Source organism: Variovorax sp. 01N425, assembly GCF_056399465.1.
The window spans coordinates 1-24,499 of record NZ_JBFTRJ010000020.1; the positions used below are offsets into that span (position 1 = coordinate 1).

A 24,499-nucleotide genomic window follows, 5' to 3' on the forward strand; every position below is an offset into this window, starting at 1 on the left:
GGCGCCCGAGCGGCGAGGAGGCCAAGCAGATCGCCAACGAACTGCGCGCCTGGGTGGCCAAGGAGATCGGCCCGATCGCCAAGCCCAAGGACATCCGCTTCGGCGAGAACCTGCCCAAGACGCGCAGCGGCAAGATCATGCGGCGCCTGCTGCGCAGCATTGCCAAGGGCGAGGCCATCACGCAGGACATCTCGACGCTGGAAAATCCGGCGATCCTGGAGCAGTTGTCACAGACCAACTGATTCGATCTGTAGGACATGGCCGTAAGTGGGAAGCAGGGGCCATGGCGGCCCGCGGCCTGAGGTAAAACCGGCGCAGTTGCCATGCACCTCGACGTGCATGGCGGGTTCACTGTGTTCGATCTTTACGAAGGAGGCCCCCATGGGCGTGAGATCTGCTTTCCTTTTCGCCATCCTGCTGCTGATCGCGGCGCTCGCCGCGCTCAACTGGGGCACGCTCTCGGCACCGGTGCCGGTGTCGCTGGGCTTCATGACCGTGTCGGCGCCGCTGGGCCTCATGATGCTGGGCCTGACCGTGGCCCTGGGCGTGTTCTTCCTGGTCTACGTCCTGTACCTGCACAGTTCGGTGCTGCTCGATGCCAAGCGCCACAACAGGGAAATGCAGGTGCAGCGCGACCTGGCCGACAAGGCCGAGGCCTCGCGCTTCACCGAGCTGCGCAATTTCCTCGAAGCGCAGGAAACCAAGCACATGGCGCAGAACGCCGATCGGCATGCCGCGCTGCTGACCCGGCTGGGGCAGCTCGAGAGCGTGATCCGCCAGCGCTCGGAGCAGTCCGACAACACCGTGGCCGCGCACATCGGCCAGCTCGAGGACCGCATCGAGCGCAAGCCGCTGCCCACGGACATCGATCCGCGGATCTGACGAGCCGCCGCGTCAGCGCGCCAGCAGCACCCAGGCCGCGAGCTTCTTGGCGTCGGCTTCGCTCACCTGGGTGTTGGCCGGCATCGCCAACGGCCCCCACACGCCCGAGCCGCCCTTGATGATCTTTGCCGCCAGCATGTCGACGGCACCGGCGTTGCCCTTGTACTTGGCGGCCACGTCCTTGAAGGCGGGGCCGAGCACCTTGCGGTCCACCGCGTGGCAGCTCATGCAGTTCTTCGACGTCGCCAACGCCAGGTCGGCAAAGGCGGGCGCCGCCAGGCCGAGGCCGAGAACCGCGAATGACAGGAGTCTTTTCATGGGGCTTGATTCGTAATGGCTGGGTTACATTCGATGCAACGCGATTGTAGGTAGCGCCGTGCACCGGCGTCCGGAAGCGTTGCCAACAAAAACCCGGAGGGATTCGCGATGCTTTTTCTGCTGTTGGGCCTGCTCGGCGTGGGCCTCAAGTATTTCGAGGTGGGCATGGTGGCCGGCTGGAGCTGGTGGATCGTGCTGTCGCCCTTTGCCATGGCCGTGGCATGGTGGGCATGGGCCGACTCGTCGGGCTACACCAAGCGCAAGGTCGTCGAGCGCGAAGAGGCGCGCAAGCAGGCGCGCATCGACCGCCAGCGCAGCAACATGGGCCTGCCCGGCAGCAAGGGCCAGCGCCCCAAGCGCTGACCCGGCAGGCGCTGGCCGGCCTCAGAACTTGTCGAGCACCGCGCCCGAGCTGGCGCTCGAGGCATTGAACGCGAACTTGGCCTGCACGCCGCGCGTGTAGCGCGGCGCCGGCGGCTTCCAGCCTTCGCGGCGCTTGGCCAGCTCGGCTTCGGGCACATTGAGTTCGAGCACCAGCTTGTGCGCATCGATGGTGATCGAGTCGCCCTCGTTCACGAACGCAATGGTGCCGCCCGCGGCTGCTTCAGGCGCGACGTGGCCCACCACCATGCCCCAGGTGCCGCCCGAGAAGCGGCCATCGGTGATCAGGCCCACGCTTTCGCCGAGGCCCGCGCCGATCAGCGCGCCCGTGGGGGCCAGCATCTCGGGCATGCCCGGGCCGCCCTTGGGGCCGAGGTAGCGCAGCACCATCACGTCGCCGGCCTTGATCTTGCCGTCCAGGATGGCCTTGAGCGCCGACTGCTCGTCGTCGAACACGCGCGCCGGGCCGGTGATGACCGGGTTCTTGAGGCCGGTGATCTTGGCGACCGCGCCTTCGGGCGAGAGGTTGCCCTTGAGGATGGCCAGGTGGCCTTCTTCGTACATCGGCTTGTCGATCGGGCGGATCACGTCCTGGTCGGCGCGCGGCACGTCGGGCACGTCCTTCAGCACTTCGGCGATCGTCTGGCCGGTGATGGTGATGCAGTCGCCGTGCAGCAGGCCCGCGTTCAGCAGCACCTTCATGACCTGCGGGATGCCGCCGGCCTGGTGCAGGTCGACCGCGAGGTACTTGCCCGAGGGCTTCAGGTCGCACAGCACCGGCACCTTCTTGCGCATGCGCTCGAAGTCGTCGATGGACCACTCGACGCCGGCCGCATGCGCAATGGCCAGGAAGTGCAGCACCGCGTTGGTGGAGCCGCCGGTGGCCATGATCACCGCCACCGCGTTCTCGATGGCCTTCTTGGTGACGATGTCGCGCGGCTTGATGTCTTTCTTGATGGCCTCGATCAGCACCTTGGCCGATTCCTTGGCCGAATTGGCCTTCTCGTCGTGCGGGTTGGCCATGGTGGACGAGTAGGGCAGCGAGATGCCCAGCGCCTCGAACGCGCTGGACATGGTGTTGGCCGTGTACATGCCGCCGCAGGAGCCGGTGCCGGGGATGGCGCGCTTCTCGATCTCGTGCAGGTCCTCGTCGCTCATGTTGCCGGCGGCGTTCTGGCCCACGGCCTCGAACACGCTCACGATGTTGAGGTCCTGTCCCTTGTAGCGGCCCGGCAGGATGGTGCCGCCGTAGACGTAGATGGCCGGCACGTTGGCGCGCAGCATGCCCATGAGGCCGCCCGGCATGTTCTTGTCGCAGCCGCCGACCACCAGCACGCCGTCCATCCACTGGCCGCCCACGCAGGTCTCGATGCAGTCGGAGATCACTTCGCGGCTCACCAGCGAGTACTTCATGCCTTCGGTGCCCATGGCCATGCCGTCGGAGATGGTGGGGGTGCCGAACACCTGCGCGTTGCCGCCGGCTTCCTCGATGCCCGCCATGGCCGCGTCGGCCAGCTTCTGCAGGCCCGAGTTGCAGGGCGTGATGGTGCTGTGGCCGTTGGCGACGCCGACCATCGGCTTCTTGAAGTCGGCCTCTTCGTAGCCCATGGCATAGAACATCGAGCGGTTGGGCGCGCGGCTCTTGCCTTCGACGATGTTGGCGCTGCGGCGGTTGATCTGGATTGGCTTGGTGTCCATGGTGTCTCTTGTGTCGTGGGGAGATCGAGGGGAATTCCAAGTATCGGACTTCTCATTGATTCATTCCAATCCATTTTTGTGCGCCGATTGATATGCTTGGCATATGAAAGATGCCTTGATCGACCTGCGCGCCTGGCGCCAGTTCGTGGCCGTGGCCGAGGAACTGCACTTCGGCCGCGCCGCGCTGCGGCTGCACATGACCCAGCCGCCGGTGACGCAGGCCATTGCCCAGCTCGAGAAGACGCTGGGCGTGGTGCTGTTCGACCGCACGCGCCGGCGCGTGGCGCTCACGCCGGCCGGCGAGGCGCTGCTGCCCGACGTGCGCGAACTGCTGGCGCGCGCCCAGGCGCTGCCGGCGCGGGCCCGTGCGGCGGCGGCGGGGCAGGTGGGGCGCGTGCGCATCGCCTTTGTCTCGACTGTCGGCTTCGAGCAGCTGCCGGCCTGGGTGCGCGAGTTCCGCGTGCGCTGCCCGGAGGTGGCGCTCGAGCTGGTCGAAGCCACGGGCGACGTGCAGCTCGAGGCCTTCGCGCGCGGCGAGATCGACGCCGGCCTGATGCTGCATTCGCCGGGCGCCGCGCCGCCCGGGCTCGCGCGCCTGCCGGTGGAGGAAGAGGCGCTGGTGCTGGCGCTGCCGTCGCAGCACCGGCTCGCGCGTGCGCGGCCCGTGCCGCTGGCCGAGGCGCTGGCCGAGCCGCTCGTGATCTTTCCGCGCCGCATCGTGCCGTCGCTGCACGATGCGGTCTTCGACCTCTATCACGCGGCGGGGCGCACGCCGCAGGTGGCGCAGGAGGCGATCCAGATGCAGACCATCGTCAACCTCGTCTCCGGCGGCATCGGCGTGGCCTGGGTGCCGCACAGCGTGATGCAGTTCCGGCGCGCCGGGGTGGTCTATCGGCAGGCCGGCGAGTTCAAGGGCACGGGCCGGCGCCGCGTGGCGCTGCCAGCCTGCGAAACCAGCCTCGTGTGGCCCGCGCAGGCCGCGCATCCGGCGCTCGCGCGCTTCGTGGAATTCGTGCGCGAGCGCACGGGGCGGGCAACGTAGGGCCGCCTACCTGCGCGGCGTTCGTGGGCCGGCCGGCCGCGGTGCTGCGGGCGTATCGAGCGAGGCGGCGAGCAGCGTCTCGAGCCAGCCCGCGAAGGCTTGCATGCGGCGCGAGAGATTGCGCCGGTGCGGATAGACCAGGTGCACCGGCAGCGGTTGGGCGCGTGCTTCGGGCAGCACCTCGGCCAGCTCGCCGGCCGCGAGGTGTTCGCGCACGTCGTAGGCCGGGATCTGGATCAGCCCGAGGCCTGCCAGCGCGCAGGCGATGTAGGTCTCGGCGTTGTTTGCGCTGACCTGGCTGCGCATGCGCAGTGTCGCGGTCTCGCCGTCGCGCTGCCACTCCCAGGGCGCCGCGCGGCCGCTGGTCGGCGAGGCGTAGTTGACCGCGATGTGCTCCGGCAGGTCCGCCGGCGTGCGCGGCGTGCCATGGCGCGCCAGGTAGGCCGGGCTCGCGCAATTGATCAGCGTGAAATGCCCGAGCGGCCGCGCGACCAGGCTGCTGCTCGCCAACGGACCCACGCGCAGCGCGCAATCGACACCTTCGAGCACCAGGTCCACCGCACGGTCGCTGGAGCCGAGCTCGAGCTCGATCGCCGGGTAGCGCTCGAAGAAATCCGGCAGCGCCGGCGCGATGAGCCGCCGCGCGATGCGGCTCGGCACATCGACCTTGAGCCGTCCGCTCACCTGGCTGCGCGAGGGCAGGAACTGCTGCTCGATGTCTTCCATGTCGGCCACGAGCGTGCGGGCGCGTTCCAGCAGCACCTCGCCGTCGGGCGTGAGGCCGACGCGCCGCGTGGTCCGGTGCAGCAGGCGCGAGCCCAGCTTCGCCTCGAGCTGCTGCACCGCCGTGGAAATGGTGGCGCGCGGCAGCGCGAGCCGATCGGCCGCACGCGTGAAGCTGCCGGTTTCGGCCACGCGCAGGAACACCTTGAGAAGGTCGATGCGGTCCATGCGTGCCAGTCGAATTGTTCGTGGTTCTGCGAACAGTCTAGCGCCCGATTGTTGATTTATTCCGGAACTTGCCATCAATAGACTGAAGCTTCCCGATTCACATCAACGCTCTTCAGCAGGAGGCCATTCCATGTCCGCACGCACTCTCCAGAACAAGGTCGCCGTCATCGCCGGCGGCGGCAAGAACCTCGGCGCGCTCATCGGCCATCAACTGGTCGATGGCGGCGCCCGCGGCATCGCCATCCACTACAACAGCGATGCCTCGCGCAAGGAGGCCGAGAAGACCGCCGCCGAGCTCGAGGCCAAGGGCGCCGGCACGCTGCTGGTGCAGGGCGACCTTGCCGTGGTGGAGAACAACGTCCGGCTGTTCGACCAGGCCGTCAAGCACTTCGGGCAGGTCGACATCGCCATCAACACCGCGGGCGTGGTGATCAAGAAGCCGATCCTCGATGTCACCGAAGCCGACTACGACAAGAGCTTCGACGCCAACGCCAAGGCCGCGTTCTTCTTCATCCAGCAGGCCGGCCGCACGCTGGCCGACGGCGGCAGCATCGTGTCGCTGGTGAGCTCGCTGCTGGCGGCCTACACGCCGTTCTACGCGATCTATCCGGCCTCGAAGGCGGCGGTGGAGCACTACACGCGCGCGGCTTCCAAGGAGTTCGGCGAGCGCGGCATCTCGGTCAACGCGATCGGCCCCGGACCGATGGACACGCCGTTCTTCTACGGCCAGGAAAGCAAGGAAGCCGTCGAGTACCACAGCAGTGCGGCGGCGCTCAGCAAGTTCTCGAAGAAGGGCCTCACCGACATCGAGGACATCGCGCCCATCGTCCGCTTCCTGGTCACCGAAGGCTGGTGGATCACCGGCCAGACCATCTTTGCCAACGGTGGCTACACCACGCGCTGATCCAGCCGGATCGCGCTCGGGGCCGGCTGCTCGGCGGGGTTTCGGGCACTGACATCGCCCTGAACGCCCCCGTGCCGGCCGCGACATTCGGGCCGGGCACAATCCGCGGATGCTCATGTATCCGCAGATCAATCCTGTCGCCCTGCAACTCGGGCCCGTGGCCATCCACTGGTACGGCCTGACCTACCTGGCCGCGTTCGCGCTGTTCTATTTTCTCGGCACCCGCCGGCTGCACCACGAACCGTACCGCTCGCTGGTCGGGCAGGGCGCCTGGCAGCGCAAGGACATCGAGGACATCCTCTTCCTGGGCGTGATGGGCGTGATCGTGGGCGGGCGGCTCGGCTATTGCCTGTTCTACAAGCCCGAGTTCTATCTCTCGCATCCGCTCGAGATCCTCTACGTGTGGCAGGGCGGCATGAGCTTCCATGGCGGCCTGCTGGGCGTGATCGGCGCGATGATCTGGTTCGCGCATTCGCGCGCGCGGCCGTTCTGGCAGGTGATGGATTTCGTCTCGCCCTGCGTGCCCACGGGCCTGGCGGCGGGGCGCGTCGGCAACTTCATCAACGGCGAGCTCTGGGGCCGCTTCAGCAGCCCCGACCTGCCCTGGGGCATGGTGTTTCCGCAGAGCGGCTCGATGCTGCCGCGCCATCCCTCGCAGGTGTACCAGTTCCTGCTCGAGGGGCTTCTGCTGTTTGCCATCATGTGGCTGTACGCCCGCAAGGAACGCAAGCAGGGGCAGGTGGCCGCGGTGTTCCTGATCGGCTACGGCGTGCTGCGCTTCATCGCCGAGTATTTCCGCGAGCCCGACGATTTCCTGGGCCTGCGCGCGCTGAACCTGAGCCAGGGGCAGTGGCTCAGCGTGCCGATGGTGATCTTCGGCATCGGCCTGTGGATCTGGGCCGCGCAGCGCCGCCAGCCGGCGAGCGCCTGAGCATCGCGTCCTCAGGGTAAGCACGGGCCGCGCAGGGGATGCGCGGCCTTGCGGCTCCTTCGGGCGCGCCTCACAATTACGCGTAATTACAGAAAATTACGCGAGCCGGATTTCCTCCAACCGCCATGCGCCTGGTCCCCAACTCCCTGCACGACGAAGTCGCCGCCACGCTGCGCGAGCAGATCTTCGCGGGCGCGCTGGTGCCGGGCAGCTTCCTGGACGAGGCCGCGCTGTGCGAGCGGCTGTCGATCTCGCGCACGCCCTTGCGCGAGGCGCTCAAAGTGCTCACGGCCGAAGGCCTGCTGCGCCACGAGCCGCGGCGCGGCTGCTTCGTGCGCGAGGTGACGGAGCGCGATCTGGACGAGATATTTCCCGTCATCGCGCTGCTCGAAGGCCGCTGCGCCTACGAGGCGGCGCGCAACGCCAGCGATGCGGAACTCAGCGAGCTCGACGTGCTGCACGAACGGCTGGTGCGCCACGCCAAGGCCAAGCGCATCAACGACTACTACGCCACCAACCACCAGATCCACGAGGCCATCATCCAGCTGGCCGATAACAAGTGGCTGGCGCAGGTGATTGGCGATCTGCGCAAAATTCTCAAGCTGGCGCGGCTTCAGCAGCTGCATGCGCCGGGCCGGCTCGAGCAGAGCCTGTCGGAGCACCTGGCGGTGTTCGCGGCGCTCAAGGCGCGCGACAGCGAGGGCGCGGACGCGGCCATGCGCACGCACCTGACGCGCCAGCGCGAGGCGCTGCGCGCGGTGGCGCGGCAACAGAAATCGAGGGTGATGTCGTGAGCCGCCTGAAAGAAGACGGCATTCCCGCAGCCCACAGCATTGGAGCTTGTCGATGAGTGCGACCGAGTGGTTCCAGGCGCGATTGCGCTCTGGCGAAAAGTCCGGCGAAAAGGCCGCAGCCAGGGTGCCCGTGGCATCCGACGGCGCGGCCCGCGGCGCACCCAAGTCGGCCGCAAGACCCAGCATGCGCTCGACCGCCGAGCGGCTGCAGGCCACGCTGCGCAAGGCCGACGAGGCCCTGTCGCCGCGCGCGCTGCGCCGCGTGCTCACGGCGCTGCAGGCGGTGATCGATCCGCGCGTGAGCGAGGTCGAGGGCGGGCGCCGGGCCCATGCCATTGCACGCGAATATGCCGCCGCCACGCCCGAGGAGCGGCGCGACTACTGGGCGCTCATGAGCGAGCATTTCGCGGCCGATCCGCACAAGCTCAAGTCCGCGCGCGACCAGCACCAGGCCGCCGTGGGAACGCCCGACGAAGGACAGGCCGAACTGCGGCTGAGGCGCGCGCTGGTGTCGCCGCGCATGCGCCTCTTGCAGCGTTTTGCAGTCGAGCCCGAGGGCATGCGCTTCCTGGTCGACCTGCGCGCCGAGCTGCTGCCGTTCCTCAAGTCGGACAAGCGGCTGCTCGCGCTCGATGCCGAACTGGAGCACCTGTTCTCCACCTGGTTCGACGTCGCCTTCCTTGAATTGCGACGGATCGACTGGCATTCGCCGGCGTCGCTGATCGAGAAGCTGATCCGCTACGAGGCCGTGCACGACATCAAGAGCTGGACCGACGTGAAGAACCGGCTCGACGACAGCGACCGCCGCTGCTACGGCTTCTTCCATCCGCGGCTGCCCAACGAGCCGCTGATCTTCGTCGAGGTGGCGCTGGTCGACCGTATCAGCGACGGCATCACGCCGCTGCTCGACGAGGCCGCCGTGCCGATCCAGCCGGCCAAGGCCACCACCGCCATCTTCTATTCGATCAGCAACACGCAGACCGGGCTGCGCGGCGTGAGCTTTGGCGATTCGCTCATCAAGCGCGTGGTCGAGACGCTGCAGGAAGAGCTGCCGCGCCTGAAGACCTTTGCCACGCTGTCGCCGATCCCGGGCTTTCGCAGCTGGCTCGCCCGGAATGCCGCCGAGCTGCTGCCGCGCCTGGACGAGAAGCGCGAGGCCGAGCTCGGCCGCCTCGTCGGCTCGCTGCCGCCGACCGCCGAGCGGCTGCTTGCCGCGGTGGAGGCGCCGGCCACGCTCGATGCCAAGTCGCCGCTGCGCCAGTGGCTGCTGCAGGCCGCGGCCGAATACCTGGGCCGCACGCTGGTCGACGGCACGCCGGCCGATCCGGTGGCGCGTTTTCACCTGGGCAACGGCGCGCGCGTGGAGCGCCTCAACTGGGCCGGCGATCCTTCGCCCAAGGGGCTGAAGCAGTCCTACGGCCTGATGGTCAATTACCTCTACGATCTCAAGCGCCTCGACAAGCATCGGGCATGGATCGCCGAGGGCAAGGTGGCGGTTTCGGGGGATGTGGAAAGCCTGTTCTTCAAAAAAGGCTGAGTTCTGGAAAGAAGTCCGGCGCGTGCTGCGCCGGCCCGCATGGTGCGGCAATCTACAACGACAGGAGATGACAGATGACTCAGAGTTTTCAGAGACGCGAGGTGCTGCGCCTGGCCGCGGCCGGTGCCGCCGTTCTGTGCGGCGGGGCAGCGGCGCAGGGAGGTAATTGGCCGACGCGGCCGGTCAACATGGTGGTGCCGTTCCCGGCCGGCGGCGGCACCGACGCCTTCGCGCGCCCGCTCTCGGCCCAGTTCGCCAAGGTCACCGGCCAGACGCTGGTCATCGACAACCGCGGCGGCGCGGGCGGCACCGTGGGGGCCAGCATCGCCGCCAAGGCCCAGCCCGATGGCTACACGCTCTTCATGGGCGCGGTGCACCACGCAATTGCGCCGTCGATCTACCCCAAGCTCGACTACGACCTCGAGAAAGACTTCGTGCCGCTGATGCTGCTGGCCAACGTGCCGCAGGTGGTGGTGGTCAACCCGCGCCGCGTCACGGCCAATACGCTGCAGGAACTCGTGGCCGCCGCCAAGCGCAGCCCCGGCAAGCTCAACTACGGCTCGGCCGGCGCAGGCACCTCGCACCACCTGGCGGGCGAGCTGTTCAAGCTGCAGACCGGCACTTTCATCACGCACATTCCCTACCGCGGCGCGGGGCCGGCGCTGTCCGACCTGATCGCCGGCAACGTCGACCTGATGTTCGACGGCCTCGGCTCCTCGGCCCAGCACATCAAGGGCGGGCGCATCAAGGCGCTGATGGTTGCCGGCAGCAAGCGCAACCCGGCGTTCCCCGACGTGCCCTGTGCGGCCGAGGTCGGCCTGCCCGACTACACGGTCACCACCTGGTACGGCCTGTGGGCGCCCAAGGGCACGCCGGCCGAGCTGCAGGCACGGATCGTCGACAGCATGAAGAAGGCCCTTCAGAGCGACGAGCTCAAGGCCATCTGGGCCCAGAATGGCTCCGAGATCCCGAACCTCACCATGGCCTCGTACGGCGGCTTCGTGAATTCCGAGATCAAGCGCTGGGCCTCGGTGGTGAAGGCCTCGGGCGCCAAGCTCGAGTAGCGGGCGGCAGCCAGCCTCCACGTCACACCGAATATCCGAAGCACCTGCCCGATGAAGACGAAAGCCAATTCCAACCTGTTCGCCGCCCTGCGCGCGGCCTTTCCCGCCGAGCTCGGCCGCACGGCCGTGGAAACCGACAACGGCCTGTTCTATTCGTGGCAGGACCTCGACCGCGCCAGCGCGATGATGGCCAACCTGTTCGGCGCGCTGGGGCTCGCGGAGGGCGCCCGCATCGCGGTGCAGGTCGAGAAATCGGTCGAGGCGATGATCCTCTACCTCGCCACGCTGCGCGCCGGCTACGTGTTCCTGCCGCTCAACACCGCCTACCAGAGCGCCGAGATCGAATACTTCATCGGCAACGCCGAGCCGGCCGTGGTGGTGTGCACCAGCCGCAATGCCGCGTGGGTCGGACCCATCGCGAGCGCGGCGGGCACCCGGCATGTGTTCACGCTGGACGACGACCGCACCGGCACGCTGCTGGAGCTTGCCGCGCAATGCAGCGACCGGCATGAAGCGGCGCGCAAGAACGCGGACGACCTGGCCGCCATCCTCTACACCAGCGGCACCACCGGCCGCAGCAAGGGCGCGATGCTCACGCATGGCAACCTGCTGTCGAACGCCGAGGTGCTCAAGGACTACTGGGGCTGGACGGAGGGCGACGTGCTGATCCACGCGCTGCCGATCTTCCATGTGCACGGCCTCTTCGTTGCGCTCCACGGTGCGCTGCTCAACGGCAGCAAGATGATCTGGTTCTCCAGGTTCGACCCGAAGCGCGCGGTCGAGAAGCTGCCCGAGGCCACCGTGTTCATGGGCGTGCCCACGCTCTATGTGCGCCTGCTGGCCGAGCCCGGCCTCACGCGCGAGGCGGTGCGCGGCATGCGGCTCTTCATCGCCGGTTCCGCGCCGCTGCTCATCGAGACCTTCGAGGAATGGCGCGAGCGCACCGGCCACACCATCCTGGAGCGCTACGGCATGAGCGAAACCATCATGCTCACCTCCAACCCCTACAGCCCCACACAGGGCGAGCGCCGCGGCGGCACCGTCGGCTTTGCGCTGCCGGGCGTGCGGCTGCGCGTGCGCGACGACGCCGGCCGCGACTGCACCACCGACGAGATCGGCAACATCCAGGTCAGCGGCCCGAACGTGTTCGCGGGCTACTGGCGCATGCCGGAGAAGACGAAGGAAGAATTCACCGCCGATGGTTTCTTCAAGACCGGCGACGTCGGCAAGATCGACGGCCGCGGCTACGTCACCATCGTCGGACGCAGCAAGGACCTGATCATCAGCGGCGGCTACAACGTCTATCCCGCCGAGATCGAGGGCTACATCAACGAGCTGCCGGGCGTGGCCGAAAGCGCGGTGGTCGGCGTGCCCCACCCCGACTTCGGCGAGGTGGGCGTGGCCATCGTCATTGCCAAGGGCAATGGGGCGCTCGACCCCGATGCCATCGTGGCGGAGCTCAAGTCGAAGCTCGCGAACTTCAAGATTCCCAAGCGCTGCTTCGTGGTGCCCGAGCTGCCGCGCAACACCATGGGCAAGGTGCAGAAGGCGCTGCTGCGGGAGCAGCACAAGGGGTTGTTCGGCTAGGGCTTTGCCACCTTCGGGGCGAGCGCGGTGACGCGGGGTTCGTGGAAGATCATCGCGTCTACTGCGTCGGGCCAAGGCCGGCGGAATTCCACGCCGAAGCCATCGAGCGTGTCGACGCGGAAGCTGCGTCCATCGGCCGGCAGCAAGCGATAGGTCGGCTGGCCAGGGATCGTCATGGCGAGCTCGCCGCGCGCATCGAGCCTGATCTCGATCACGCGGCCGCTGTGCAGGTAGTCGCCGGCGCACAGCTGCCGAAAGCCCGGGTCCAGCACGTCGCCGGCTGCGACGCGATGGAACACGATGTCGTCCACCATCTCCTCGAACGGTATCTCGATGCGGTCGATGCGGCCTTGCCGGTCGTAGCGGAAGGTGAGCGTCCGGTTGCTGGGGTGCAGCACCGTCGGGCGGTCGGGGGTGATGAACACGTCGTAGTGGCGGTGCTCGAGCTTCTCCTCGACACCGCGCCAGCGCCATGCGAGCCCGTCCGCCTCCCGGTCGATGCGCAGGCGCCCGTAGGCCGGATGCTCGTAGTCGCCGACATGCTCGTCGAGCGGATGGCTCGGCTGGGTTCCGCTCCTGCGGACTTCCGCGCTCACCTTCCTGTCGAGCGCCTGCTGTTCGATGGCCTGCCTGCGCTTGGGTGCCAGGCGCCCGAACCAGTCGACCGTCTCGCGGCCGCAGATGCGGTCGAGCACCGCATAGGTGAGGATCGCGTGCACGCTCCCCGGCGTGCGGTTCGTCAGCACCACGACGCCTGCACGGCGCTCGGGCTGCATCGTCATGAGCGTGCTCCAGCCGGTCCACGAGCCCGAGTGCGCGACGATGCGCTCGCCGCGGTACTGCTCGCAGAAGAGGCCGAGGCCGTAGTGCGAGTCGCCGATCTCGGCGTAGGGGGAGCGCCCCATGTGCACGCGCGGGATCGTCATTTCGCGCAGCGCCTGGGTCGAAAGCAGTTGCTGCCCATGCGCCTTGCCATCGAGGAGAAAGCGCGCCCATTTCGCAAGATCGGCCACCGAGGCGTTGATGCCGCCGGCCGGCGTCGCGCGGATCGGCGACAGCGGCGTGCGGTAGCGCTCGTCGCCATCCATCGCATGCGGACGGGCGGCGTCTTCGGCGGCCGCGAGGGCCTCGATGGAGAAGCCGAAGTGGCTGAAGCCCAGCGGCTTCATCAGGCGCTCGGTGGTGAAGTCCTGGTAGCTCCGGCCGCTGATGCGCTCGGTGACCATGCCGGCGGCCAGGTAGCCGAGGTTCGAGTACTGGAAGGCGTCGCGCAGGTCCTTGTTCGGCGCCAGGTGCCTGAGGGCGGCCAGCATCTGCGCGTTGCTCAGGTCGCCGGGCATGTGGATCCAGTCATGCCGCGGCAGCCCGCTGTGGTGGCACAGCAGGTCGCGCACGGTCAGCCGCTCGGTCGCCACCGGATCGTGCAGGCGGAATTCGGGAATCACCTCGCGCACCGGCCGGTCCCAGTCGAGCTTGCGTTCGTCCACCAGCAGGCCGAGACCGGCCGCGGTGAACGACTTGGTGATCGAGCACAGCAGGAATTGCGTGTCGATGGTCACGGGCAGGCCCGTGTCGGTGTCGCGCACGCCATAGCCCTTGAGCACGGCGATCTCGCCATCCTGGATGACGGCCAGCGCGAGTCCCGGTACCTTCCATTCCTGCATCGAGGCTTCGACGAGACTGTCGAGATCGCTCCACATGGTCGGGGTCCTTGCCTTTGTGTAGGGCCGCGCATCCTACGGCATCCCCGGAGCGAGGGGCCCGCTACACCTCGCCCAGCCCGTTCATGAGCCCGCTGCCCGCATGGCAGTTGATGTATTCGTAGCTCTGTTCGTCGGCCTTCAGCACCGACACCTCGTGGTACACGCGCAGCTGCAGCTGGAAGTTCAGTGCCTGCACGTAGCGCATGAAGCTGCCGAAGATCGCGACGTGCGTGGGATGCGACTCGGCCCAGCGCTCCATGTCGGCGAGCGAGTGCCAGAAGCTCAGGCCGAAGGATTTCTCCAGCGGCGCCCCCTTGGCATCGAGGTGCTGCATGTAGCGGTTGCTGTAGCAGCCGATGTGAAGCCCCTGGTCGCGCAGGAAGTCCATGCCTTCGCGCAGCACGGGTTCCATCTCGCCGAGATAGAGCGCGCGTTCCTGTCCCGTGGTGTCGGCCCACTCCTGGCCGGAGCGGATCATGGCGATGTTCTCGTGGCCTGCGATGCGCACGCGCTGGCCGGGTGCCGGCGCGCCGGCAATGACGGCGCGCGTGCCCGAGGGCGCCATGGCGTCGGTCTGTGACAGCGGAATGCGGTCGCGCATCGAACCCCAGTAGCCGTGCTCCTGCAGTTCGCCGCTCACGCCGCCCATCACCACGCCCACGCCTTCGAGGCGGTCGGGCGTGTTGAACATGGTCTCGAAGTGCTCGGCGCGCGGCGCAACGATTTCGCGGAAGTAGCCGAGGCCGTCCGCCAGCCGCTCGTCGGAGCGCCACCAGGCATCGACCTCGGGCGCCGTGCACCAGCGCGCATGGGCCGCAGGGTCGTTCCAGTAGGCGATGGCGACCATGTTGTCGCAGCCGGCGGCGTCGACATGGTGCGCGAAGTCGTGGTGGCCGGGCCCGTCGGGCAGCGCAAAGCCGGCGGCGATCTTCATCAGCGCCGCACACGCGCGGCCCTGCATCCCGGCGCCGCGCGACTGCACGCCGAAGTAGCCCATCACGACCTGCCTGACCGCGCCCGGCGCGCGCGCCGACCAGGCGGGGTAGGGCGGCGCGTAGTCGTCCTCCACGCGGCGATGGCGCGTGCGGGGGCACTTCAGGTGCTCGGCAATGGCGGATTCCATGGCGTGGCTCCGGTGCTTCAGGCCGCCAGCGGCTGCTGGCGCGCGGCCGCCGGTGCCGGCTCGGGTGCGGCGACGATGGCCTCGAAGGCACCGCGCTCGACCTCGGGCGCACGCTGCAGCACCACGGGTTCGCGGCGCGTCTTGTTCAACAGCAACTGCGTGACGTCGGGCCGCGAGTAGTGGCCGCTCGGGTCGGCGGCCGCCTTGGAGAGCGCGATCATCCCCAGGTCGATGTCCGCAATCACCAGCCCCTCCTGGTCTTCGGCCAGCGGCGTGCCCAGCGGCGAACCGTCGGGCGCATAGATGCGCGCAAAGCCGCCGCCCACGCGCAGCATCTGCTGCTTGCCGGCGTCGGTGCACATCAGCTCGCTCATGGACTGCGAAACCGTGGCGCACGGCGCAATCACGAAGCACTGGCCCTCGGCCGCGTACACCTGGCTCGCGGCGTTGTTGAGTTCGGGGCCGAGCGCATAGGCCGCGCCGCGATAGAGCGAAAAGCTCGGCCAGGCGCCGCAGTGGATCTGCTCGTTCTGCGCATACATCGCGTACTTGCTGAGCGGCTGAAGATGCTCCCAGCACGAGAGCGATCCGATGTTGCCGATGGGCGTTTCGACCACGGCCAGGTCCGAGCCGTCGCCCTCGCCGAACACGGTGCGCTCCACATGCGTGGGCTTGAGCTTGCGGCGCGTCTGCACCGTGCGGCCCTGGTCGTCGATCAGCGCCTGCGCAATGTAGAGGCTGCCGGCGGCCTTTTCGCTGTAGCCGAGCGAAACCCAGATGTTGTGCTTGCGCGCGGCCTCCCGGACGCGGTCGAATTCGGCCGAGCCCACGACCAGTGCGTTGTCGTGGTAGCGCTGCACGAACTGCATGCCCCAGGCCGGCGAGTCGAGCCAGATCCACCACGGGTAGCCGGGCACCCAGGTCTCGGGAAAGGCGATGAGCTTCACGCCCTGGCCGGCGGCCTGGGCCATGAGGTCGATGGTCTTGTCGATGGTGCCGTCGAGATCGAGGAACACGGGCGCTGCCTGCACGGCGGCAACGCGGAGCTTGGGGTGAACGGTGGCGGGCATGGCGGGGTCTCCGGAAACGGGTTGAAAGAAACAACTTCGCACACCTCGCACCGGGTTTGCGCGGTGGCATGCGGGTTGCTTCAAGCGTAGATTCGCCGCCGCGAAACGCCTTGACCCGAACTTGCGGCGTTCTTGTTCCAGCGTTGCAGGCCGACTTCCGAAGGAACCCCGATGACCCCGTTGCTCAGCACCGATGCCGTTCCGCGCGGCCAGCGGCTCGCCTACTGGACCGACATGATCTGCAACGTCTACGTGCAGCTCGGATGCGATCCGGTGCGCGAAGGCGATAGCGGCAATTTCGAAGGCAGCATCCGCCAGCACACGCTGCCGAGCCTGGACGTGTCGGTGGTCAGGTCAGGACCGCAGAAGGTGATGCGCACGCCGGGCCACATCTCGCGCTCGGGCGACGACTGCTTTCTGGTCAGCATCCAGGCGCGCGGCCAGGGCGTGGTGCGGCAGGATGGGCGCGACGCCGTGCTGGCGGCGGGCGACTTCGCGCTGTACGACAGCACGCGGCCCTACCAGCTGCTGTTCGACGACAGCTTCGAGCAGATCGTGCTCAAGCTGCCGGGCGAGCGCCTGCGCAGCGAGCTGCACCACACCGAAGCGCTGACGGCCACCACCGTGTCGGGGCGCGAGGGCGCGGGGCACCTGCTGCTGGGCATGATCCGCACGCTGCGCGAGGACATCGACACCTTGCAGCCGGCGTCGGCCCTGGCGGTGGCCAACGGCGTGCAGAGCATTCTCGTGGCCGGGCTGCAGACGCTGCCCGCGGCGCGCTCACCGGGCCTGAGCAGTCTCACGGCCTACCACCTGGCCCGCGTGAAGCGGCGCATCGACGAGCAGTTGGCGGATCCTTCGCTGTCGGTGGGAAGCCTCGCGGCGCAGCTGGGCGTCTCGGCGAGCCACATCCACCGCGTCTTCAAGAGCGAGCCGCTCACGCCTTCGCAGTACATCTGGGAGCGCCGGCTCGAAGCCTGCAGCCGCGACCTGCTCGAGGCGCGCCTGGCCGGCCGGCCCGTGGCCGAGATTGCCTACGGCCGCGGCTTCAACGACGCGGCGCATTTCAGCCGCGCGTTCCGCGAACGCTTCGGCTGCTCGCCGCGCGAATGGCGGCAGCAGCGCGTGCAATAAAAAGGGGAAGAGAAAAACCCGGCTACTGCACCAGCAGCACCGAGGTGTCGGTCTCGGAGATCACCTTGGTGGCCACCGAGCCCATCAGCGCGCGGCCGAAGATGCCGTGGCCATGGGTGCCGAGCACGATCAGCTGCGCATGCGCCGCGGCCGCCGACTTGAGGATTTCCTCGGCCGCATGGCCATGGCGCTTGTCGATCGTGTAGTTGCTCACGCCGTTCTGCGCAAGCAATGCCGCCACGGGTTCGAGCACCTTGGCGTTCTCCTCGGCGTAGTAGTCGGCGATGACCTCCTTGCTGAGGTGGCGCGCCACGTGCCCCGAGATGCCGGTGCTGACATGCACGATGACCAGCTCATGGCCATCCACGAACATCGCGCGGTTGGCCAGCAGGTAATTGAGCGCCTTCTGCGTGTAGGCGCTGCCGTCGACAGCAATGAGGATTTTCATGCGCCCGTTATACGGCCGGGCCTGCCGCCTCGCAACGGATCCCACCCGGGACCCGAGGGGCTTTCAACGCGCCCGGCGGCTCAGCCCTGCAGGCCCTTCCAGAGCATGTAGGCCGCCAGCAGGTACAGGATGCTCGCAAATACGCGCTTGAGCTTCTTCACCGGCAGGTTGTGCGCCGCCTTCGCGCCGAGCGGCGCAGTGAGCACGCTGCACAGCGCAATGACCACCAGCGCGGGCAGCCAGATGTAGCCGAACGAGCCGGCCGGAAGGCCCTGCACCGACTGCCCGCTCACCACGTAGCCCAGCACGTTGGCCACCGCAATCGGAAAGCCGAGCGCGGCGCTGGTGGCCACGGCGTTGTGGATGGAGATGTTGCACCAGGTCATGAACGGCACGCTGACAAAGCCGCCGCCCGCGCCGACCAGGCCCGAGATGAAGCCGATGGCGCCGCCCGCCGACAGCTGCCCCGCGGTGCCCGGCATCTGGCGCGTGGGCTTGGGCTTGCGGTCGAGGAACATCTGCGTGGCCGAGAAGCCCACGAACAGCGCAAAGACGATGGCCAGCACCGTGCCCTTGAGCAGCGCGAACACGCCCAGGCTGCCCAGCAGGCTGCCGATGACGATGCCGGGCGCCAGGCGCCGCACGATGTCCCAGCGCACCGCGCCGCGCTTGTGATGGGCGCGCACGCTGGACACCGAGGTGAAGATGATCGTGGCCATCGAGGTGGCGATCGCCATCTTCACGGCAAGATCGGAGGCCACCCCGCGGTGCCCCATGATGATCGTGATGAACGGCACCATGAGCATCCCTCCGCCGATGCCCAGCAGGCCCGCCAGGAAACCGGTGCCCAGGCCGAGCGCGGCCAATTCGGCGATCAGGAGGGGGTCGAGCAGGGAAGTCACGCAGCGGAGCCTTGAAAAAAAGCAACGGCCCCGTGCAGCGCATGCAGGGGCCGTATGAACGGAAAAAGGTGTCTGCAAGTGGGCGCCGAACCCGCATCCTGAACCAGGGTTCAGGTGGGCGAGGGCAGCAAGACTTCGGGTTCATCTGACGCGAGATGATCACACCCGTCAAGCGATGTACCAAGCCCGGCTCCGGAGAGCATTGGAACAAGGAAATATTAAGCCCGACGCGCACCGCAGACAGTTCGGATTTTACGCCCCGGACGGGCCGGGTGCTTCCGCTCAGAGTAAATGGTCATCGCCCGCGAGGGCTTGATCGAGTTTCTGAATGAGCTGGGCGGCCTTGGCATCGGCGTCGCCGCCCTCTGCCGAGGAGGCCGCGGCCAGGGGAGGCGGCGCGGCCGCGGCGGCCGCCTGCTGGGCCGCCAGGTCGAAAGCCAGGTTCAGCGAAGCGAGCACCGCGATGCGGTCGCGCGCCTTCACCTTGCCCGCATCGCGGATCTTGCACATGGCCGCGTCCACGCGCTCGACGGCTTCGCGCAGCTGCGCCTCGCCGCCTTCGGGGCAGCCGAGCAGATAGCTCTGGCCCATGATCTGAACTTCAATCTGCTTCATGCGGGGGAATCTTGGGAAGGTGGTTCGGCCGGCAGCCGCTCGAGCAGCGCATCGAGGCGCGTGCGGGCCGCGGCCAGCCGCGACTTCAACGCGTCGCGCTCGCGCGTGAGCGCTTCGACCTGCTCCTGCAGCAGCGCATTGGTGCGCTGCACCTCTTCATGACGCACGAGCAGGCGTTCCACACGCTCGGCGATCTGGTCGATGGGGCTGGAGGCGGGCATGGTTGGCGATTGTAGTTTCCCCGGCGGACGGCAGGCGGCGCAACTTTTGGCTTACTGCGCTGGCCGAGGCCCTAAAATCCTGCGCGTTGGTGCCTGCGGCGTGGTTCACACGCCGCGGTTCAACGGGAAGCAGGAGTGAACGCCCCCGGAAACGGAACAGGGCCGAAGCCGCCTGCGCTGCCCCCGCAACGGTCAAGCAGTCGACGCCGCAAGCGTCAACCTCATCCATCAAGCCACTGGGTGCCCTGAAACAGGCGCCTGGGAAGGCGGTGGGGTCGCACTGCCAGCCCGGATACCGGCCAACAAGGCGGCTGCCGCATGCGCGATCGATTTTCGATTCGGCGCGCAAGGCAGCCATTGCGCCCAAGCGCCGGCGGGGAAGCCGGCGACGGGCATAGACGTTCGTTCGCTCCATTCATGACTTCCTGTGGTTTCCTTTCCCTCGGCCGTGCGCCTGCGCGCCGCCGCCTTGCCTGCCTGCCGCTCGCGCTGGCCTCTGCTTTCGGCGGCATGGCGCTGCTTCAACTGCCGGCCGTCGCGCATGCCCAGCAGGATGCGCCGGCACTCGGCGAAACCGTGGTCACCGCCAACCGCACGCCGCAGCCGCTGTCGGACCTCGTGGGCGACGTGTCCGTGGTCGACCGCCAGACCATCGAGCGCAGCGGCGCGGTCGGCGTGGCCGACGTGCTGGCGCGCCTGCCCGGCATCGAGATCACGCGCAACGGCAGCGTGGGCAACACCACCAGCCTGTACATCCGCGGCGCCGAGACCCGCTTCACGGCCGTCTACGTCGACGGCGTGCGCGTCGATTCGCAATCGACCGGCGGTGCCGGCTGGGAAAGCATTCCGCTCTCGCAGATCGACCGCATCGAAGTGCTGCGCGGCCCGGCCGCCGCGGTGTACGGCTCCGATGCCGTGGGCGGCGTGATCCAGCTCTTCACCAGGCGCGGCGAAGAAGGCGTGGCGCCTTACGCGGGCATCGGCTTCGGCAGCCACGGCCTGCGCAAGGCGGAGGCGGGCGTGAGCGGCAAGTCGGGCGCCTTCGACTATTCGCTGGGCGCGGCGCACGAGGAAAGCCGGGGCTTCAACGTGCTGCCGATGGACAAGCGCACGCCCTCCAAGGACGGCTTCACCAGCCCCGACCGCGACGGCTACCGCAGCAATTCCGGCAACCTGCGCCTGGGCTACCAGCTCACGCCGAACCAGCGGCTGGAAGCCACGCTGCTGTACAGCGACATGGAAGCCGGCTACGACCCGCCGGTGAGCTTCAGGACCAAGCCGCCGATCCTCTTCCGGAACGACATCTCGAACAACACGCTGCGCACGGCCGGGCTCTCGTGGTCGGCCAAGTGGAACGACATCTACAGCACGCGCGTGCAGGTCACCGATTCGCAGTCGGTCTACAAGACCCAGCCTTCGTTCTACCGCACCGAAACCAATCTGCGCGGCTACCTGTTCCAGAACGAATTCCGCTTCGGCCCGCACCTGGTGACGGCCACGCTCGAGCGCCGCGAAGACGCGCTCGAGAATGCGCCCACCATCAGCAGCGGCCTGCTCTCGAGCAAGCGCTCGCAGGACGCGGTCTCGCTCGGCTATGGCTTCGTGCAGGGCGCGCATTCGCTCCAGCTGCATGTGCGCCATGACGACGACAGCGAATTCGGCGGCAAGGCCACCGGCAGCGCCGCCTACGGCTACGCGATCACGCCGCGCCTGCGCGCCACCGTCTCGGCCGGCACCGCCTTCCGCGCGCCCACGCTCTACCAGCGCTTCAGCGAATACGGCGTGGCCAGCCTCAAGCCCGAGTCGAGCCGCAACGTCGAACTCGGCCTGCAGTACACCGACGGCGGCACGCATGCGGGCATCGTCGTCTACCAGAACCGCGTCGAGAACCTGATCGTGTTCGACGGTTCGGCCACCAACTGCCGCTCCGGCTTCGGCTGCTATGCCAGCACCGCGCGCGCCCGCTACCAGGGCGTGACGCTGTCGGGCGGGCACCGCATCGGTGACGTGAGCCTGCGCGCATCGCTCGACTTCCAGGACCCGCGCGACCTCGACACCGACCACCTGCTGGCCCGCCGCGCGCGCCGCCACGGCACGCTGGGCGCCGACTGGCGCATTGCCGGCTGGACGCTGGGCGCCGAGCTGCAATCGTCGAGCAAGCGCTTCGACGACGCGGCCAACACCCGCACGCTGGGCGGCTACACCGTGCTGAACCTGGTGGCCAGCACGCAGATCACGCGCGACATCGGCCTGGTGGCCCGCGTCGACAATGTGGGCGACAAGGACTACACGCTTGCACGCGGCTACGCCACCGGCGGCCGCAACGCATACATCGGCCTGAAGTGGACACCGCAATAAGCCAGCCCCGCAACAACGGCGAACCGATCGCCGCGCACAGCTGCGCCGCCGTGCTGGTGGCGGCACCGGCTTCGGGGCAGGGCAAGACCACCGTCGCGGCCGCGCTGGCGCGCCTGCACGCGCGCCAGGGCCGGCGCGTGCGGGTCTTCAAGTGCGGGCCCGACTTTCTCGACCCGTACTGGCTGGCGCTTGCCAGCGGCGCGCCGGTGCATTCGCTCGACCTCTGGATGACCGGCGAGGCCGACTGCCGCCGGCGGCTGCATGCGGCCGCGGCCGAGGCCGACCTGCTGATCGTCGAGGGCGTCATGGGCCTGTTCGACGGCAGCCCCAGCGCGGCGGACCTGGCCGAGCGCTTCGGCCTGCCGGTGCTGGCCGTGATCGATGCGCAGGCCATGGCCGGCACCTTCGGCGCGCTGGCCTACGGCCTGCAGAACTTCCGTCCCGCGCTGCCCTGGGCCGGCGTGCTGGCCAACCGCGTGGCCGGCGAGCGGCATGCCGGCATGCTGAAGGAGGCCTTGCGCGAACCGGCGCAGTGGCTCGGCAGCCTGCCGCGCGGCGCCGGTTTCGAACTGCCCGAGCGGCACCTGGGGCTGGTCGCTGCGCATGAACTCGGCGACGCGACGGCGCGGCTCGATGCGGCGGCCGACGCGATGGCCGCCACGCCCCTGGGCAAGCGGCCGCTTTCCGATTGGCCGCAGGTGCGCTTCGAGGCTGCCGCGGCCGAGCCGCCGGCGCGCATCGATCCGCTGCTGCAGGGGCGCACCATCGCGGTCGCGCGCGATGCGGCCTTTGCCTTCATCTATCCGGCCAACCTCGACGTGCTTGCGGCGCTGGGCGCGCGGGTCGTGTTCTTCTCTCCGCTCGCCGGCGATGCGTTGCCCGCATGCGATGCGCTCTGGCTGCCCGGCGGCTACCCCGAGCTGCATGCGAAGGCGCTGTCCGCCAGCGAATCCCTGCGCGCGTCGCTGGCCGCGCACGCCGCCGCGGGCAAGCCGGTATGGGCCGAGTGCGGCGGCATGATGTCGCTGTTCGAGCAACTGGAAACGGCCGATGGCGCATCGCACGCGCTCTGGGGGCTGCTGCCGGGCCGGGTCGCGATGCACAAGCGGCTGTCCGGCCTCGGGCCGCAGCAGCTCACACTGGGTGCCCACACGCTGCGCGGCCACACCTTTCACTATTCGAGCTGCGAAACGCCGCTGGTGCCGGCGGCCTTCACCGGCAGGCCCGGCGCGGACGCCCGCGCGGGAGAGGCCTTCTATGTGCACGGCCCGGTGCGGGCGAGCTATTTTCATGCGTGGTTCGCGTCCAGCCCCGAAGCCACGGCCAGGCTGTTCGGCGCGATGCCGATCGAGCTCGAACACGAAACCCCGGAGGCCGATGCGCATGCGCGTTGAACATGAATTCATCCTCGGCGGCCAGAAGAGCGGCAAGTCGCGCCGCGCCGAGCAGCGCGCCGCCGACTGGCTGGCCGAGGCGCCCGCCATGCGGCGCGCCGTGCTGATTGCCACCGCCCAGGCGCATGACGAAGAGATGCAGGAGCGCATCGTGCGCCACCAGGCCGACCGCGCCCGCCGCGTGCCCGCCATGCGAACCGTGGAAGAACCCGTCGAACTGGCGCGCGCCATCGTCACGCAGAGTTCGCCCGACACGCTGGTGGTGGTCGACTGCCTCACGCTCTGGCTCACCAACCTGCTGATGCCGCTGCGCTGCGAGACCGCGCAGCCGGTCACGCGCACGCCGGCGGCGCATGCCGCGATGCTGCTGATGGCGCTGCGCGAAGCGCGCGGGCCGGTGGTGCTGGTCGGCAACGAGATCGGGCTGGGCGTGATTCCGCTCGGCCGCGAAACGCGCGCCTTCGTCGATGCGCTGGGCCGCATGAACCAGGACGTGGCGGCCGCCTGCGACCGCGTCACGCTGATGGCGGCCGGCTTGCCGCTGACCCTGAAGGCACCCGCATGACCGCCCGCTGGATTCGGTGCTTGTCCGCGGCGCTTGGCCTCGGCCTCTTCGCGCTGGCCGCGCATGCCATCGACGTGGTCGACGAGCGCGGCGTGACGGTGAGCCTGCCGCAGCCGCCGCAGCGCATCGTCACGCTGCTGCCGTCGCTGACCGAAGGCGTCTGCGCGCTGGGTGCGTGTTCGCGGCTGGTGGGCGTCGACAACTATTCCAATTCGCCCGACGCGGTGCGCGCCTTGCCGCAGCTGGGCGGCGGGCTCGACCCGAACGTCGAAGCCATCGTGGCGCTGCGGCCCGATGCGGTGCTGCTCGCCAAGTCCTCGCGCGTGACGCAGCGGCTCGAGGCGCTGGGCCTCAAGGTGCTGGTGCTCGAACCCAAGAGCCATGCCGACGTGCGGCGCGTGCTCGACAAGCTCGACCAGGTGCTCGGCACCCGCGAGGCGCCGAACATCTGGCGCGCGATCGATGCGGGCGTGTCGGCCGCCGCGCAGTCGCTGCCGGCCGGGGCGAGGGGCCAGCGCGTCTACTTCGAGGTCAACAGCGCGCCCTATGCGGCCGGCGAGTCGTCTTTCATCGGCGAGACGCTCGCGCGCCTGGGCATGAAGAACATCGTGCCGGCTTCGCTCGGGCCCTTTCCCAAGCTCAACCCCGAATACGTGGTGCGCGCCAATCCCGATCTCATCATGGTCAGCGTGCGCAGCGCGGCGGGCATGGAGCAGCGCCCGGGCTGGGGCGGCATCCGCGCGGTGCGCGAGGGGCGCATCTGCCGCTTCGACGCCGCGCAGTCGGACGTGCTCGTGCGTCCCGGCCCGCGCATGGACGAAGCCGCACGGCTGATGGCGCGCTGCATCGCCGAGAAGGCCGGCTGAGCGCGGGTGGA

Annotated in this window: 25 protein-coding genes and 1 riboswitch; of the genes, 15 read left to right on the top strand and 10 right to left on the bottom strand. The window is 68.7% G+C overall.

Features of this window, described 5'->3' with window-relative positions:
* Together AC1DSC_RS28075 and AC1DSC_RS28080 are read left to right on the top strand one after the other, a co-directional pair.
* Positions 1 to 242 (top strand): AMP-binding enzyme (locus AC1DSC_RS28075; RefSeq protein WP_478131986.1); only part of this gene is annotated, 242 nt, incomplete at its 5' end.
* A gap of 139 nt (positions 243 to 381) precedes the next feature.
* Positions 382 to 882: a hypothetical protein gene (locus AC1DSC_RS28080; RefSeq protein WP_012747636.1), complete on the top strand. Its 501-nt coding sequence runs from the start codon at positions 382 to 384 to the stop codon at positions 880 to 882.
* Positions 883 to 894: 12 nt separating this feature from the next.
* On the opposite strand, the gene AC1DSC_RS28085 is transcribed toward AC1DSC_RS28080, so the two are convergent.
* On the bottom strand, positions 895 to 1,200 hold the full coding sequence (locus AC1DSC_RS28085) for a c-type cytochrome (RefSeq protein WP_012747637.1): 306 nt from the start codon (positions 1,198 to 1,200) through the stop codon (positions 895 to 897).
* A gap of 108 nt (positions 1,201 to 1,308) precedes the next feature.
* On the opposite strand from AC1DSC_RS28085, the gene AC1DSC_RS28090 reads away from it, so the two are divergent.
* Positions 1,309 to 1,563 carry a TIGR04438 family Trp-rich protein gene (locus tag AC1DSC_RS28090; protein WP_012747638.1) on the top strand — a complete coding sequence of 85 codons (255 nt, stop codon included), beginning with the start codon at positions 1,309 to 1,311 and terminating at the stop codon, positions 1,561 to 1,563.
* A 21-nt stretch (positions 1,564 to 1,584) separates the two neighbouring features.
* Here the strand turns inward: AC1DSC_RS28090 and ilvD are convergent, their stop codons facing one another.
* Positions 1,585 to 3,279: a dihydroxy-acid dehydratase gene (gene ilvD / locus AC1DSC_RS28095; protein WP_012747639.1), complete on the bottom strand. Its 1,695-nt coding sequence runs from the start codon at positions 3,277 to 3,279 to the stop codon at positions 1,585 to 1,587.
* 103 nt (positions 3,280 to 3,382) lie between these two features.
* Between ilvD and AC1DSC_RS28100 the strand changes: the two genes are divergently transcribed.
* Positions 3,383 to 4,321 carry a LysR family transcriptional regulator gene (locus tag AC1DSC_RS28100; RefSeq protein WP_012747640.1) on the top strand — a complete coding sequence of 313 codons (939 nt, stop codon included), beginning with the start codon at positions 3,383 to 3,385 and terminating at the stop codon, positions 4,319 to 4,321.
* 6 nt (positions 4,322 to 4,327) lie between these two features.
* On the opposite strand, the gene AC1DSC_RS28105 is transcribed toward AC1DSC_RS28100, so the two are convergent.
* Positions 4,328 to 5,272 carry a LysR family transcriptional regulator gene (locus AC1DSC_RS28105; RefSeq protein ID WP_012747641.1) on the bottom strand — a complete coding sequence of 315 codons (945 nt, stop codon included), beginning with the start codon at positions 5,270 to 5,272 and terminating at the stop codon, positions 4,328 to 4,330.
* A 130-nt stretch (positions 5,273 to 5,402) separates the two neighbouring features.
* On the opposite strand from AC1DSC_RS28105, the gene AC1DSC_RS28110 reads away from it, so the two are divergent.
* The 6 genes from AC1DSC_RS28110 (at position 5,403) to AC1DSC_RS28135 (ending at position 12,089) form a co-directional block, all read left to right on the top strand.
* Entirely contained in the window at positions 5,403 to 6,176 is a 774-nt protein-coding gene (locus AC1DSC_RS28110) for an SDR family oxidoreductase (RefSeq protein WP_012747642.1), read from the top strand.
* Positions 6,177 to 6,285: 109 nt separating this feature from the next.
* Entirely contained in the window at positions 6,286 to 7,107 is an 822-nt protein-coding gene (lgt, locus tag AC1DSC_RS28115; protein ID WP_041945511.1) for a prolipoprotein diacylglyceryl transferase, read from the top strand.
* 125 nt (positions 7,108 to 7,232) lie between these two features.
* Positions 7,233 to 7,901 carry a GntR family transcriptional regulator gene (locus tag AC1DSC_RS28120; protein WP_012747644.1) on the top strand — a complete coding sequence of 223 codons (669 nt, stop codon included), beginning with the start codon at positions 7,233 to 7,235 and terminating at the stop codon, positions 7,899 to 7,901.
* Between the two features lie 52 nt (positions 7,902 to 7,953).
* A complete protein-coding gene (locus tag AC1DSC_RS28125) occupies positions 7,954 to 9,438 on the top strand; it encodes a malonyl-CoA decarboxylase (protein WP_012747645.1) in 1,485 nt (494 codons plus the stop codon).
* A 74-nt stretch (positions 9,439 to 9,512) separates the two neighbouring features.
* Positions 9,513 to 10,502, top strand: coding sequence for a Bug family tripartite tricarboxylate transporter substrate binding protein (locus tag AC1DSC_RS28130; protein WP_012747646.1), 990 nt, complete (start codon positions 9,513 to 9,515; stop codon positions 10,500 to 10,502).
* Positions 10,503 to 10,553: 51 nt separating this feature from the next.
* A complete protein-coding gene (locus AC1DSC_RS28135; protein ID WP_012747647.1) occupies positions 10,554 to 12,089 on the top strand; it encodes a malonate--CoA ligase in 1,536 nt (511 codons plus the stop codon).
* Here the strand turns inward: AC1DSC_RS28135 and AC1DSC_RS28140 are convergent.
* From AC1DSC_RS28140 to AC1DSC_RS28150, 3 genes are all read right to left on the bottom strand, one after another.
* The gene (locus AC1DSC_RS28140; protein ID WP_012747648.1) at positions 12,086 to 13,789 is read right to left on the bottom strand and encodes a serine hydrolase; all 1,704 of its coding nucleotides are present in this window, start codon (positions 13,787 to 13,789) and stop codon (positions 12,086 to 12,088) included. The genes AC1DSC_RS28135 and AC1DSC_RS28140 overlap by 4 nt on opposite strands.
* Before the next feature lie 64 nt (positions 13,790 to 13,853).
* Complete coding sequence (locus tag AC1DSC_RS28145) at positions 13,854 to 14,915, bottom strand: phenylacetaldoxime dehydratase family protein (protein ID WP_012747649.1); 1,062 nt, start codon at positions 14,913 to 14,915, stop codon at positions 13,854 to 13,856.
* Positions 14,916 to 14,932: 17 nt separating this feature from the next.
* Positions 14,933 to 15,985: a carbon-nitrogen hydrolase family protein gene (locus AC1DSC_RS28150; RefSeq protein ID WP_012747650.1), complete on the bottom strand. Its 1,053-nt coding sequence runs from the start codon at positions 15,983 to 15,985 to the stop codon at positions 14,933 to 14,935.
* A gap of 171 nt (positions 15,986 to 16,156) precedes the next feature.
* Between AC1DSC_RS28150 and AC1DSC_RS28155 the strand changes: the two genes are divergently transcribed.
* Positions 16,157 to 17,119, top strand: coding sequence for an AraC-like ligand-binding domain-containing protein (locus tag AC1DSC_RS28155; protein ID WP_012747651.1), 963 nt, complete (start codon positions 16,157 to 16,159; stop codon positions 17,117 to 17,119).
* Positions 17,120 to 17,141: 22 nt separating this feature from the next.
* On the opposite strand, the gene AC1DSC_RS28160 is transcribed toward AC1DSC_RS28155, so the two are convergent.
* The 4 genes from AC1DSC_RS28160 to AC1DSC_RS28175 all read right to left on the bottom strand — a co-directional run bounded on the left by AC1DSC_RS28160 (position 17,142) and on the right by AC1DSC_RS28175 (position 19,305).
* Positions 17,142 to 17,567, bottom strand: a complete 426-nt coding sequence (locus tag AC1DSC_RS28160) for a universal stress protein (RefSeq protein WP_012747652.1) — start codon at positions 17,565 to 17,567, stop codon at positions 17,142 to 17,144.
* Between the two features lie 80 nt (positions 17,568 to 17,647).
* Positions 17,648 to 18,469 (bottom strand): sulfite exporter TauE/SafE family protein, encoded by an 822-nt coding sequence (locus AC1DSC_RS28165; RefSeq protein WP_012747653.1) that lies wholly within the window; start codon positions 18,467 to 18,469, stop codon positions 17,648 to 17,650.
* Positions 18,470 to 18,751: 282 nt separating this feature from the next.
* Positions 18,752 to 19,084, bottom strand: a complete 333-nt coding sequence (locus AC1DSC_RS28170) for a cell division protein ZapA (RefSeq protein WP_012747654.1) — start codon at positions 19,082 to 19,084, stop codon at positions 18,752 to 18,754.
* Entirely contained in the window at positions 19,081 to 19,305 is a 225-nt protein-coding gene (locus AC1DSC_RS28175; protein WP_012747655.1) for a hypothetical protein, read from the bottom strand. The genes AC1DSC_RS28170 and AC1DSC_RS28175 overlap by 4 nt, the downstream gene beginning before the upstream one ends.
* A 71-nt stretch (positions 19,306 to 19,376) precedes the next feature.
* A riboswitch (cobalamin riboswitch) is annotated at positions 19,377 to 19,623 on the top strand.
* A 99-nt stretch (positions 19,624 to 19,722) separates the two neighbouring features.
* On the opposite strand from AC1DSC_RS28175, the gene AC1DSC_RS28180 reads away from it, so the two are divergent.
* The 4 genes from AC1DSC_RS28180 to AC1DSC_RS28195 are packed head-to-tail and all read left to right on the top strand — an operon-like array spanning position 19,723 to position 24,488.
* Positions 19,723 to 21,663, top strand: coding sequence for a TonB-dependent receptor domain-containing protein (locus AC1DSC_RS28180; protein WP_041945512.1), 1,941 nt, complete (start codon positions 19,723 to 19,725; stop codon positions 21,661 to 21,663).
* On the top strand, positions 21,648 to 23,057 hold the full coding sequence (locus AC1DSC_RS28185) for a cobyrinic acid a,c-diamide synthase CobB (protein ID WP_012747657.1): 1,410 nt from the start codon (positions 21,648 to 21,650) through the stop codon (positions 23,055 to 23,057). Before AC1DSC_RS28180 ends, AC1DSC_RS28185 begins: the two co-directional genes overlap by 16 nt.
* The gene (locus AC1DSC_RS28190; RefSeq protein ID WP_012747658.1) at positions 23,047 to 23,622 is read left to right on the top strand and encodes a bifunctional adenosylcobinamide kinase/adenosylcobinamide-phosphate guanylyltransferase; all 576 of its coding nucleotides are present in this window, start codon (positions 23,047 to 23,049) and stop codon (positions 23,620 to 23,622) included. Before AC1DSC_RS28185 ends, AC1DSC_RS28190 begins: the two co-directional genes overlap by 11 nt.
* Entirely contained in the window at positions 23,619 to 24,488 is an 870-nt protein-coding gene (locus AC1DSC_RS28195) for an ABC transporter substrate-binding protein (RefSeq protein ID WP_012747659.1), read from the top strand. Before AC1DSC_RS28190 ends, AC1DSC_RS28195 begins: the two co-directional genes overlap by 4 nt.
* Positions 24,489 to 24,499: the final 11 nt, after the last annotated feature.